General features: G+C 71.0%; 10 protein-coding genes and 1 pseudogene. 3 read left to right on the top strand and 8 right to left on the bottom strand.

What is annotated here, in order from left to right; all coding sequences use genetic code 11:
* Positions 1-9: 9 nt before the first annotated feature.
* The 6 genes and pseudogenes from ABZ464_RS17380 to ABZ464_RS17355 form a co-directional block, all read right to left on the bottom strand.
* A pseudogene (locus tag ABZ464_RS17380) lies at positions 10-177 on the bottom strand (SIP domain-containing protein); the annotation flags it as partial.
* A 141-nt stretch (positions 178-318) separates the two neighbouring features.
* A complete protein-coding gene (locus ABZ464_RS17375) occupies positions 319-1,368 on the bottom strand; it encodes an ABC transporter substrate-binding protein (protein WP_359277335.1) in 1,050 nt (349 codons plus the stop codon).
* A 188-nt stretch (positions 1,369-1,556) separates the two neighbouring features.
* A complete protein-coding gene (locus tag ABZ464_RS17370; RefSeq protein WP_359277331.1) occupies positions 1,557-2,717 on the bottom strand; it encodes an acyl-CoA dehydrogenase family protein in 1,161 nt (386 codons plus the stop codon).
* Between the two features lie 5 nt (positions 2,718-2,722).
* Positions 2,723-3,664, bottom strand: a complete 942-nt coding sequence (locus ABZ464_RS17365; protein ID WP_359277328.1) for a hydroxymethylglutaryl-CoA lyase — start codon at positions 3,662-3,664, stop codon at positions 2,723-2,725.
* Complete coding sequence (locus ABZ464_RS17360) at positions 3,661-5,580, bottom strand: biotin carboxylase N-terminal domain-containing protein (RefSeq protein ID WP_359277325.1); 1,920 nt, start codon at positions 5,578-5,580, stop codon at positions 3,661-3,663. The genes ABZ464_RS17365 and ABZ464_RS17360 overlap by 4 nt, the downstream gene beginning before the upstream one ends.
* A gap of 14 nt (positions 5,581-5,594) precedes the next feature.
* The gene (locus tag ABZ464_RS17355; protein WP_359277322.1) at positions 5,595-7,211 is read right to left on the bottom strand and encodes a carboxyl transferase domain-containing protein; all 1,617 of its coding nucleotides are present in this window, start codon (positions 7,209-7,211) and stop codon (positions 5,595-5,597) included.
* 109 nt (positions 7,212-7,320) lie between these two features.
* On the opposite strand from ABZ464_RS17355, the gene ABZ464_RS17350 reads away from it, so the two are divergent.
* The 3 genes from ABZ464_RS17350 (at position 7,321) to ABZ464_RS17340 (ending at position 10,146) form a co-directional block, all read left to right on the top strand.
* Positions 7,321-7,914 (top strand): TetR/AcrR family transcriptional regulator, encoded by a 594-nt coding sequence (locus ABZ464_RS17350; RefSeq protein WP_359277318.1) that lies wholly within the window; start codon positions 7,321-7,323, stop codon positions 7,912-7,914.
* 150 nt (positions 7,915-8,064) lie between these two features.
* Positions 8,065-9,222, top strand: coding sequence for an acyl-CoA dehydrogenase family protein (locus ABZ464_RS17345; protein ID WP_359002721.1), 1,158 nt, complete (start codon positions 8,065-8,067; stop codon positions 9,220-9,222).
* A gap of 36 nt (positions 9,223-9,258) precedes the next feature.
* Entirely contained in the window at positions 9,259-10,146 is an 888-nt protein-coding gene (locus ABZ464_RS17340; protein ID WP_359277316.1) for an acyl-CoA thioesterase II, read from the top strand.
* On the opposite strand, the gene ABZ464_RS17335 is transcribed toward ABZ464_RS17340, so the two are convergent.
* Positions 10,143-10,937, bottom strand: coding sequence for a phosphatase (locus tag ABZ464_RS17335; protein ID WP_359277314.1), 795 nt, complete (start codon positions 10,935-10,937; stop codon positions 10,143-10,145). The two genes, ABZ464_RS17340 and ABZ464_RS17335, sit on opposite strands and share 4 nt — an antisense overlap.
* A gap of 62 nt (positions 10,938-10,999) precedes the next feature.
* Positions 11,000-12,529 (bottom strand): helix-turn-helix domain-containing protein, encoded by a 1,530-nt coding sequence (locus tag ABZ464_RS17330; RefSeq protein WP_359277311.1) that lies wholly within the window; start codon positions 12,527-12,529, stop codon positions 11,000-11,002.
* Positions 12,530-12,538 lie beyond the last annotated feature (9 nt).

The following is a 12,538-nucleotide window of genomic DNA, read 5'->3' as shown; positions in this document are numbered from 1 at the left end:
GGTCATGGCTCACTCGCGTTCGCGCAGCTGTTCCTCCGTCAGCCCCTCACGCCAGTACCCGACGAAGGTGACCCGCCGCCGGTCGATCCCGCACTCCTGCACGAAGTGCCGCCGCAACGCCTTCACGGACCCGGACTCACCGGCGATCCAGACGTACGGCCGTGCGGCGGGCGGCAGAAGCGGAACGGGGCGGCAATGGCCGTAGTCATGGGGGAACTCCTGAAATGTGCGGCAGGGCGAGGCTTTTCAGGGGCGCGGGGAACTGCGCGACAAGCCACATCGGACCCGCAGCTCACCCACAACATCAGGCCACCCTGATCAGGCGACCTTCTTCGCCTTCTCCAGAGCCTCGGCGAGGTTCTCAAGAAGCGGCACACACTTGTCGTACGAAAGGATCGGCTCCGGCGAACGGGCGATGACCTGACCGGCCTTCACCGCAGGAAGCTTCTTCCAGGTCGCCTCGGTGATGTCAGCGGGCTGAATCGTCGAGGTCCGGTCGTCCATCATGATGATGTCCGCCGCGTACTTGTCGACGTTCTCCCAGCTCAGCGACTCGTACCAGCCGCCACCCTGCTTCTTCGCGCTCTCCGGCGGCTCCACGAAGTTCACGCCGAGCGCCTTGAAGTACTCGAGGTCGATGGAGAGGTTGGAACCGGACACGTAGAACAGCTCGGCGCTGGCGGACCCGGCCATGACCTTGATGTCGGGCTTGGCCTTCGCCGCGGCGCGCAGCCGCGTCGCCGCCGCCTCGAACGCCTTCTTCGCGTCGGTCACCTTCGCCGCGGTCATGTCCGCACCGAGCGACTCGGCCAGCTCCCACATCCGCTCCAGCGGAGCGGTGAGCTGACGGTCGTACACGGATATGCCGACGCTCGGGGCGAGCTTGGCGATCTTGTCCTTGGACGCCTCGGGGACGTACCAGAGGGTGCCGGCGTCGTCGAACATCGTGGAGATGAGGACGTCGGGCGCGAGGGCGGCGTACTTCTCCACGTTGAACTCGTCCCAGACGTTGCCCAGGATCGTCACCTTGGAGATGTCCATGTCGCCGGCCTGGACGTCGGCCTTGCCGTCGGTGGTCTTCGTCGGGCCGAACACGCCCTTGACCTGGATGCCGTAGTCGTAGAGGGCCGCGCCGACACCGGTGAACGCGACGATGTCCGCCGGGATCCTGTCGAGCTTCACGGTGGTGCCGCGGTCGTCCTTGAAGGTCCAGGGACCGGACTTGGCGGAGGCGCTCGCCGACGAGTCCGAGCCACTGCTTTTCGCGTCGTCGTCCCCGCAGGCTGCGAGCACGGCACCGAGGCCGAGGGCGCCACCGGCGGCGAGGATGCCGCGGCGGGTGAGGTGGTTGGCTCTGGCGTTGGGCATGAGAGTGGCTGCTTTCGAACGTGCGGATCACCGCCGGACAAGTTCGAAGGTAGGTTAGCCTAACCTCAGATCTTGTCCAGGGCGGGGGTGATGTGATCCCGAAACTGTGGGATGTCTGTGCACGCTCGGATTACGCCAACTTGCCGGAATTGACGGCAAGTTGACGGTGTAAAAACGATGACTTCCAGTCAGCCCGCGAGCCCCAGCTCACGGGCGATCAGCATCCGCTGCACTTCGCTCGTCCCCTCCCCGATCTCCAGGATCTTGGAGTCCCGCCACATCCGGGCCACCGGATACTCGTTCATGAACCCGTACCCGCCGTGCACCTGGGTGGCGTCCCGGGCGTTGTCGACGGCGATCGTCGACGAGTACAGCTTCGCCAGCGCCGCCTCCTTCTTGAACGGCTCGCCCGCGACCAGCCGCGAGGCCGCGTCCCGCCACGCCAGCCGGGCCGTGTGCGCCTTCATCTCCATGTCGGCGATCTTGAACTGGATGGCCTGGTTGGCGCCGATCGGCCGCCCGAACGCCTGCCGCTCCCGCGCGTACTTCACCGACTCGTCCACACAGCCCTGCGCCAGCCCGGTGGCCAGCGCGGCGATCGCGATCCGGCCCTCGTCCAGGATCCGCAGGAACTGCGCGTACCCGCGCCCCTCCTCGCCCAGCAGGTTCGCCGCCGGGACCCGCACGTCGGAGAAGGACAGCTCCCGGGTGTCGGAGGCGTTCCAGCCGACCTTGGAGTAGGGCTGGGCCACCGTGAAGCCCGGGGTGCCCGACGGGACGATGATCGCGGAGATCAGCGGCCGGCCGTCCGGCTTGCGACCGGTGACCGCCGTGACCGTCACCAGCCCCGTGATGTCCGTGCCCGAGTTGGTGATGAAGCACTTGGTGCCGTTGATCACCCATTCGTCCGTCTCCGGGTCGAGACGGGCCGTCGTCCGGGTCGCCCCCGCGTCACTGCCGCCGTCGGGCTCGGTCAGCCCGAACGCGCCCAGCATCTCGCCGGAGCACAGCCGCGGCAGCCACTGACGCTTCTGCTCCTCGGTGCCGAACAGATGGATCGGCATGGCGCCCAGCGAGACACCCGCCTCCAGGGTGATCGCCACCGAGGAGTCGACCCGCGCCAGCTCCTCCAGGGCGATGCCGAGCGCCAGATAGTCGCCGCCCATCCCGCCGTGCTCCTCCGGGAACGGCAGCCCGAACAGGCCCATCCGGCCCATCTCACGGACGATCTCGTACGGGAACTCGTGCCGCTCGTAGAAGTCGCCGATCTTCGGCGCCACCACGTCGTGCGCGAACTCCTCCACCGTACGGCGGAGTTCCTCCAGCTCGGTGCTGAGACGGTGGTCCATGCTGATCACTGGTCCTTGTGGGAGAGGGCGCGGACGGTACGGGACGGGCTGGGTCGGCCCAGTTGTTCGGCCATCCACACGCTGGTGGCGACGAGGCGGCCGAGATCGACCCCGGTGTCGATGCCGAGACCGTGCAGCATCCACACGAGGTCTTCGGTGGCGAGGTTGCCGGTGGCGGACTTCGCGTACGGGCAGCCGCCGAGGCCGCCCGCGGAGGCGTCGACGGTGGTGACACCGTGTTCGAGGGCGGCATAGGTGTTGGCCAGCGCCTGCCCGTAGGTGTCGTGGAAGTGCACGCCGAGGACGTTCGTCGGCACGCCCTCCTCATTGAGCAGGGAGAGCAGTTCGAGGACATGGCCGGGCGTCGCGACCCCGATGGTGTCGCCGAGGCTCAGCTCGTCGCAGCCCATGTCCTGAAGCGCCCGGCAGACCCGGACGACCTGGTGCAGCGGGACCGCGCCCTCCCAGGGGTCGCCGAAGCACATGGAGACATAGCCGCGGACGTGCACCCCCTCGTCCTTGGCCCGCCGTACGACCGGCTCGAACACCGCGAGCGACTCGTCGAGCGTGCGGTTGAGGTTGGCCTTGGCGAACGACTCGGTGGCGCTGGCGAACACGGCGACCCGGCGGGCGCCCAGCGCGAGGGCGCGGTCCAGGCCGCGCTGGTTCGGCACAAGGACGGGCAGCGCCACGGAAAGGTCGGCGACCTGCGGGAACAGATCCTCGGCGTCGGCCAGTTGAGGCACCCACTTGGGGTGTACGAAGCTCGTCGCCTCGATCGTCGTCAGACCGGCGTCGGCCAGCCTGCGGATGAACTCGGCCTTCACCTCGGTCGGCACGGCCGACTTCTCGTTCTGCAGACCGTCGCGCGCGCCGACCTCGTGGATCCGCACCCGGACGGGCAGATCCTGCGCGGGCACGGTCATCGGGAGCCCTTCAGCGGTCATTCCGAGACCTCCTCGTACGGGGTGACGACGGCCAGCACCTGGTCCATGGCGACCGTCGTGCCCGGGGTGACGTCCAGTTCGGCGACCGTGCCGGCGTGCGGGGCGGAGATGACGTGCTCCATCTTCATCGCCTCGACCACCAGCAGGCTCTGCCCGGCGGCGACCTCGTCCCCGACGGCGACCTTCACGACCGTCACCGTGCCGGGCATGGGCGCGGTGAGCGAATCGGCACCGGCGTGCGCGGAGCCGGTGAGGGAGGCGGCGACCGGGTCGTGGTCCCGGACATGCCAGGAGTCACCGTCGCGGCCCACCCAGTCGGCGGCGCGGTGGAAGGTGTGGCGGACCCCGTCGAGGGTGACCGAGACCTGGTCGTCGGTGACGGTGTGGGTGCCTCTCGGGACGTACTCCACGGGTTCGGTGACCCGTAGGGGGAAGCCCACCGGCTTCGGCGCGCCCCCCAGCCGCCAGCCGCTCGGCACCGAGAAGGGATCCGTCCACCCGCCGCCCGTCTCCGGCTTCAGCGCTTCCAGCCGTACGGCCGCCGCCGCCTCGTACACCTCCTCGGGCACCTCGGCCGACACGAGGGAATCGACCACCCGCTCCACCAGCCCCGTGTCCAGCTCGCCCGCCACCACCGCCGGATGGCCCAGCAGCCGCCTCAGGAACCCGGCGTTCGTCTGCACGCCCAGGGTCACCGTCTCCGCGAGGGCGGCCCGGAGTTTCCTGAGCGCGGTCGGGCGGTCGGGGCCGTAGGCGATGACCTTGGACAGCATCGGGTCGTAGAGGCTGCCCACCTCGGTGCCCTCGCTGAGCCCGGAGTCGGTGCGCACGCCGTCGCCCTGGGGTTCGCTCAGCCGCAGGACCGTTCCGCCGGAGGGCAGGAATCCGCGGGCCGGGTCCTCGGCGCAGATCCGCGCCTCGATCGCGTGCCCGGTGAGCCGTACGTCCTCCTGGGCGAAGTCCAGCTTCTCGCCCGCCGCGACCCGCAACTGCCACTCCACCAGGTCCAGCCCGGTGACCAGCTCCGTCACCGGATGCTCCACCTGGAGGCGGGTGTTCATCTCCATGAAGTAGTACGACGAGGGGTCGCCGCCGGGGACGATGAACTCCACCGTGCCCGCGCCCCGGTACCCGCAGGAGCGCGCCGCCTGCACGGCCGCCTCGCCCATCGCGGCCCGGATCTCCTCGTCGAGGAGCACGCTCGGCGCCTCCTCGATGACCTTCTGGTGCCGGCGTTGCAGCGAGCACTCGCGCTCACCGAGATGGACGACGTTGCCGTGGCCGTCGGCCAGGACCTGGATCTCGATGTGCCGGGGGCGGTCCACCCAGCGCTCCACGAGGAGCGTGTCGTCGCCGAAGGAGGCGCGGGCCTCGCGGCGGGCGGCGGCGATCTCCTCCTCCAGCAGGGTCAGGTCCCGCACCAGCCGCATGCCCTTGCCGCCGCCGCCCGCGGACGGCTTGAGCAGGACGGGCGCGCCCAGGGCGCGGGCCGCCTCGGCGAGGTCGGGGTCCCGTCCACCGGGGACGACGGGCACCCCGGCCGCCTGGACGGTCTCCTTGGCGCGGATCTTGTCGCCCATGAGGGAGATGGCCTCGGCGGGCGGCCCGATGAAGACCAGCCCCGCCTCCTCGCAGGCGCGCGCGAAGGCCGCGTTCTCCGCGAGGAAGCCGTACCCCGGGTGGACGGCCTGCGCGCCGGTGCGGGCGGCGGCCCCAAGCAGCCGCTCGGCCGACAGATAGCTCTCGGCGGCCGGCGCCGGACCGAGCCGTACGGCCGTGTCGGCCTCCCGGACGTGCCGGGCGTCGGCGTCGGCGTCGGAGAAGACCGCCACCGAGCGCACGCCCAGCGAGCGCAGCGTACGGATGACCCGGACGGCGATCTCGCCCCGGTTGGCGACCAGCACTGTCTCGAACATCGGTGGCAAGCCCCTCACATCCGGAAGACGCCGAACTGGGGGTCACCCAGGGGCGCGTTGGCACAGGCGGTCAGGGCGAGGCCGAGCACCTGGCGGGTCTCCAACGGGTCGATGACGCCGTCGTCCCAGAGCCGGGCGGTGGCGTAGTAGGCGCTGCCCTGACGCTCGTACTGCGCGCGGATCGGGGCCTTGAAGGCGTCTTCCGCCTCCAGTGGCCAGCTCTCGCCCCCGGCCTCCAGCTGGTCCCGCTTGACGGTCGCGAGGACCGACGCGGCCTGCTCGCCGCCCATGACGGAGATCTTGGCGTTGGGCCACATCCACAGGAAGCGGGGGGAGTAGGCCCGGCCGCACATCGAGTAGTTCCCGGCGCCGTACGACCCGCCGACCACCACCGTCAGCTTCGGCACGCGTGTGCAGGCGACGGCCGTCACCATCTTGGCGCCGTGCTTGGCGATGCCGCCCGCCTCGTAGTCCTTGCCGACCATGAACCCGGAGATGTTCTGGAGGAACACCAGCGGGATCCCGCGCTGGTCGCACAGCTCGATGAAGTGGGCGCCCTTCTGGGCGGACTCCGAGAACAGGATGCCGTTGTTGGCGACGATCCCGACCGGGTGGCCGTGGATCCGGGCGAAGCCGGTCACCAGGGTCTGCCCGAACTCGGCCTTGAACTCGGCGAACCGTGAGCCGTCCACCACGCGCGCGATGATCTCCCGTACGTCGTAGGGGGTACGGGAGTCCACCGGGACCGCGCCGTACAGCCCGTAGGGGTCGGCCTTGGGCTCGACGACAGGCCTGACCTGCCAGGGGAGCGGCCCGCGCGCGGGGAGCGTGGCGGCGATGGTGCGCACGATCCGCAGGGCGTGCGCGTCGTCCTCGGCGAGGTGGTCGGTGACCCCGGAGACACGGGAGTGCACCTCGCCGCCGCCCAGCTCCTCGGCGGTGACGACCTCACCGGTGGCGGCCTTCACCAGCGGGGGACCGCCCAGGAAGATCGTGCCCTGGCCGCGCACGATCACGGCCTCGTCGCTCATCGCGGGCACATACGCCCCGCCCGCCGTGCAGGAGCCGAGGACGGCCGCGATCTGCGGGATCCGGGCCGCCGACATCCGGGCCTGGTTGTAGAAGATCCGCCCGAAGTGCTCCCGGTCCGGAAACACCTCGTCCTGCATGGGCAGGAAGGCGCCGCCCGAGTCGACCAGGTACAGACAGGGCAGCCGGTTCTCCAGGGCCACCTCCTGAGCCCGCAGGTGCTTCTTCACGGTCATCGGGTAGTAGGTGCCGCCCTTGACCGTGGCGTCGTTGGCCACGATCACGCACTCGCGCCCGCTGACCCGCCCGATCCCGGCGATCACTCCGGCCGCCGGGGCCTGCCCCTCGTACATCCCGTCGGCCGCGAGCGGCGCGAGTTCGAGGAAGGGCGAGCCGGGGTCGAGCAGCCCGTCGACCCGGTCCCGGGGCAGCAGCTTCCCGCGCGCGGTGTGCCGCGCCCGCGCCCGCTCGCCGCCCCCGAGCCGGGCGGCGGCCAGCTTGCCGTGCAGTTCCCCGACGAGCTCGCGGTGCGCCCGCTCGTTGGCCCGCCAGGCCTGAGACGCGGGGTCCGCCGTGCTCGTCAGCTCCGGTGCCTGCTCCATCCTGCGGTACCCCTCACCCGGCGTCCGTCGTCGGCGTCGTCCTGTTAATGAGCGTTAACCATTCCCTTCAGGTTAACGAGCGCTAACCTCGCTGTCTAGAATTACTTTCATGGCCACCAGAACCGACGCCCCCACCCGCCGCGAGCAGATCCTCAAGGAGGCCGCGCGGCTGTTCGCCGAGCGCGGTTTCCACGGCGTCGGGGTCGACGAGATAGGAGCGGCGGTCGGTATCAGCGGCCCCGGTCTGTACCGGCACTTCCCGGGCAAGGACGCGATGCTCGCCGAGCTGCTGGTGGGGATCAGCGGCCAGCTCCTGACCGGCGCGAAGCGCCGGCTGGCGGAGGCCGACGGGGGTGCGGCGGAGGTGGTCCTCGACTCGCTCATCGAGGGGCACATCGACTTCGCGATCGACGACCGCCCCCTGATCACCCTGCACGACCGCGAGCTGGACCGCCTCCGCGACAGCGACCGCAAGCTGGTCCGCCAGCTCCAGCGGCAGTACGTCGAGCTGTGGGTGGAGGTGGTCCGCGAGATCTACCCGGCCCTCACCGAACCGGCGGCCCGCTCGGCCGTCCACTCCGTCTTCGGCCTCCTCAACTCCACCCCCCACCTGGCCCGCCCCGGCTCCGTCCCGGGCCGCACGGCGACGGCGGCACTGCTGCACCGGATGGCCCGGGGGGCGTTCGCGGCGGCGGGGGCCTGACAGGGTCTTCGGGGCTAGCCTGTCGGCGTGACGAGCGTTACGGGTGCTCTGCCCCGAAGGCTCTGGACTCCTCTCCCTACCCACCGGTACGGTAATCATCTGAGCAAGCGCTTAGATATGGACCCTTTGAGCCAGGTGGAGGTGGCGGCGGTGCGCCGTACGGTGTTCAACGAGGATCACGAGGCGTTCCGGGAGACCCTCCGGGCCTTCATCGAGGCCGAGGTCGTCCCCGTCTACGACGCGTGGCTCGAGGCCGGCCAGGCGCCGCGCGACTTCTACTACAAGCTCGCCGAGCTGGGCGTCTTCGGCATCCGCGTCGACGAGGAGTACGGCGGCGCCGGCATCGACTCGTACAAGTTCGAGGCCATCCTCTACGAGGAGACCGCCCGCGCCGGCATCACCTTCGGCGGCTCCGGCGTGCACGTCCTGCTCGGCCTGCCGTACATCAAGCTCCTCGCCACCGACGAGCAGAAGAAGCGCTTCCTGCCGAAGTTCGTCTCCGGCGAGGAGATGTGGGCCATCGCGATGACCGAGCCGGGCACCGGCTCCGACCTCGCCGGCATGCGCACCACCGCCAAGCTCTCCGAGGACGGCACGCACTACGTCCTCAACGGCGCCAAGACCTTCATCACCGGCGGCGTCCACGCCGACCGCATGATCGTCTGCGCCCGCACCTCCGCGCCGACCGCCGAGGACCGCCGCCACGGCATCTCCCTCTTCGTCGTCGACACCAAGGCCGAGGGCTACTCCGTCGGCCGCAAGCTCGACAAGCTCGGCCTGAAGACCTCCGACACCGCCGAGCTGGCGTTCGTCGACGTCAAGGTCCCCGTCGAGGACCTCCTCGGCGAGGAGAACAAGGGCTTCTACTACCTCGGCCACAACCTGGCCTCCGAGCGCTGGGGCATCGCCTACGGTGCCTACGCCCAGGCCAGGGCCGCCGTCCGGTTCGCCAAGGACTACGTCAAGGAGCGCACCGTCTTCGGCCAGACCGTCGCGTCGTTCCAGAACACCAAGTTCGAGCTGGCCGCCTGCCAGGCCGAGGTGGACGCCGCCGAGGCCGTCGTGGACCGCGCCACCGAGGCCCTGGACGCCGGCGAGCTGACCGCCGCCGAGGCCGCCTCCGCCAAGCTGTTCACCACCGAGGTCGCCCACCGCGTCATCGACCGCTGCCTCCAGCTGCACGGCGGCTACGGCTTCATGAACGAGTACCCGATCGCCCGTCTGTACGCCGACAACCGCGTCAACCGGATCTACGGCGGCACCAGCGAGATCATGAAGTCGATCATCGCGAAGGACATGGGTCTGTAAGGTCCCGGCAATTACCGGCCGCTACAACTGGAAGCCATGAACCAGGCACTTCAGGGTCTCCTCGATCTGCTCGACCTCGAGCAGATCGAGGAGAACATCTTCCGCGGCCGGTCCCGCTCCGCCGTCGTCCCCCGGGTCTTCGGGGGACAGGTGGCGGCGCAGGCGCTGGTCGCCGCAGGGCGTACGGTCCCCGCCGACCGGCACGCCCACTCCCTGCACGCGTACTTCCTGCGCATGGGCGACCCGGGCGCGCCCATCGTCTACAACGTCGAGCGGATCCGCGACGGCCGCTCCTTCACGACCCGCCGCGCGGTCGCCGTCCAGCACGGCCGGCCGATCTTCGCGCTGTCGGCGTCCTTCCAGTCGTACGAGGAGGGCCTCGACCACCAGGCCCCCATGCCGCCCGCCCCCGACCCCGAGACGGTCCCCACCGGACAGGAACGGCTGCGCGGCTACGACCATCTCGACCCCGCGATCGTCGAACGGTTCCTCGAGGCCCGCGAGGCGATCGACCTGCGGTACGTCGACGACCCGCCCTACGGCAGGTTCGGCGAGCCGCGCGAACCGCACAGCCAGGTCTGGTTCCGCACCAACGGCAAGCTCGACGGCGCCATCGACGCACCGCTGCTGCACGTCGTCCTCGCCACCTATGTCTCCGACATGACCCTCCTCGACTCCATCCTGCTCGCGCACGGGCGCGGCGGCTGGGCCGTCGGGGACGTCGTCGGGGCCTCTCTGGACCACGCGATGTGGTTCCACCGCCCGTTCCGCGCCGACGAGTGGCTGCTCTACGACCAGGAGTCGCCGTCCGCGTCCGGCGGGCGCGGCCTCGGCCAGGCCCGCATCTACACGCAGGACGGACGGCTCGCGGTCTCGGTGATCCAGGAGGGCGTGGTCCGCGTCCCCAGGGCCGACAAGCCCTAGCCTTCCTTGAGGCCGGCCTCCGCCAGCAGGTACGCGACCATCGGGTCGTAGTGGCGCGGGGTCGGCACATGGTCGTCGAGGGGGACCGCCACCTGTACGGTCCCCTCGGCCTCCGCGATGAACAGCGCCGGGTCGTTGCAGTCGGCGTACCCGACCGAGTCCACGCCGTGCTGCCCCGCGTACCCGGCCCAGCCGTGGTCGGCGACCACCAGGTCGGGCAGCGGGCGGCCCGCCCGCTCCAGCGCGGTCAGGATCGCCTTCATCGGCGCGCCCGAGTGCGTGTGCCACAGGGTCGCCCCGTGCTCCAGCACCGCCACCCCCGCGACCTGCCAGACGTACCCCTCGTCCGTCTGCAGCCCGTCCGGGATCACCACGATCTCGCAGCCGGCCGCCCGCAGCGCGGCGGAGGTCTCGTGGTGCACGTCCAGCAGACCGCCCGGGTGACCGGTCGCGAACAGCACCCGCTGCCGGTCCTCGGCGGCCTTGCGCAGCCGCGCGGCCAGCCGGTCCAGACCGTCCACGGTCAGCTCCGGGTCGATGGTGTCCTGGCCGTAGCGGTGCTCGGCGTCGTCGTTGACGCCCACCCGCTCCGCCATCACCGCGAGCACGTCCTGCTCGTCCGTCCAGCGGTCGCCGAGTTCCAGACCGAACCAGTAGCTGCGGTTGCCGTTCGCGAGCTGGCGGTAGTGGGAGAGGTTGTTCTCGCGCGGCGTGGCGACCTCACCCGCGATACGGGTTCTGACGAGGTGGTCGACGAGTTCGGCGCGGCTGGGGGTCCCGGGTATCGGCATGGTTCCCATTGTGGGGCAGCGGACTGTGGCCGTCGTCACCGTTCCGGGCGCTGGGACGTGCGTCACTGGTCGATCACGCGCAGGGCGAACCACAGCTCCGCCCGGACGTCCGGGTCGTCCAGATCCGTCCCCAGCAGGGTCGCGCAGCGGGCGATGCGCTGGCGGACCGTGTTGCGGTGCACGGAGAGGGCGACCGCGGTTCTGTCCCAGCTGCCGTGCAGGGAGAGCCAGGTGCGCAGGGTTTCCTTCAGGGCGGGGGTGCCGGTGAGGGGGGCGAGGAGGGTGCGGGCGTCCTCCGGGGGGAACAGCGAGGCGAAGGGTCTGTGGGGGGTGTGGCGGACGAGGGGGGTGCGGGTCGCTCGGGCGCGGGCCAGGGCGCGGGCCGCTTGGGCGTCGGCGGTGGCGAGGTGTTGTGCGGGTACCTCGTCGCTTACGCCGAGGGTCCAGTCGGGGTGGGGTTCCGGTGGGTGGTCGGCTGGTACGAGGATGCGTACCACGTCGGATCGGAGGTCGACCAAGGGGGAGCCGAGGGATGCGCCCAGTGTGGTGGCGGAGAGCTGGTCCGGCGGGTGCGGGTGCGTGGGGGCTTGTCGCGCCCCGCGGCGGAGCCGCATATCGACAGGGCCCCGCGCCCCTGGGTTGGGATGCTCCCCTTGGCTGGAAGGTGAGGCGTGTACTACTAGCCATCGGTCGCCCGTGTCCAGCAGAGGGGTCACCTCCTCCGGTGTCGACCCCAGGAGCAGGCGTACCAGGGCCGAGGTGCGGGCCGTTGCCGAGCCCGTCTCCTGGGTGCTCGTGAGGAGAGTCAGGAGGACCGCCGCGACGGAGGCGATGGTGTGGTCGCCCGGTTCGCGGGTCGGGGTGGCGACGGTCAGGACGAAGTCGTTGCCCAGGGCGTAGGCCGTGAGGTGGGCGCCCGTGGGGGTGGTGGCGCTGGCGGTGGTGGAGCCGCGGGCGGTGAGCTGGTGGGCGAGGGCGGACAGGGAGCCGTCGGGGTCCGCGGCCGTACCCGCCGTCGCGATCTCGGTGCCCTCCGGGCCGTACAGGACCGCCCTGCCCCGGATCCGCGCGGCCAGCCGGCGCAGGACGGACGGGACCGGGTCGGGGCGGGCGGCGGCCGCGGCGAGGCTCTGCTGGGCCTCCGTCACACGGCGCAGTTCGGCCGTCCGGGCCCGCTCCATGAGCTGCCAGACCGCGCGGGCCACGGCCGCGAACGTCGTGCGGGGCGGGACCTCGACCAGGGGGAGGCCGTGGGTGTCGCAGGCCGCGATCAGGGCGGGCGGGACGGTGTGGTGCACCGGCGCCACACCGAAGCCGAGGGCCGCGCCGCCCCCCGCCACGATCCGGGCCACGTAGTCGTCGAAGTAGGCGCCCGATCCAGCCGCCTCCGGGATGTGGACGCCTGCCGTCAGCAGCAGCTCACCGCCCAGCAGATACGGGTACGGGTCGGCCATCTCCGAGGTGTGCGCCCCGTGCAGGACCGTGCCGGGGTCGGCGGGCCCGGCGATCTGCCGCAGGGCCAGGTCCTCACGGGCCAGCAGCGCGGCCAGCGGGACCGGCGGGGTGAGGGGAAACGCGGGCTTCTCGGGCATGGTGTGCGT

Origin of the sequence: Streptomyces sp. NPDC005820 (assembly GCF_040630255.1) — a bacterium.
In the GTDB taxonomy this organism is placed as follows: Bacteria; Actinomycetota; Actinomycetes; order Streptomycetales; family Streptomycetaceae; genus Streptomyces.
Note: the sequence above shows the minus strand (reverse complement) of the source record. Positions and strands in the feature narration are given on the sequence as shown.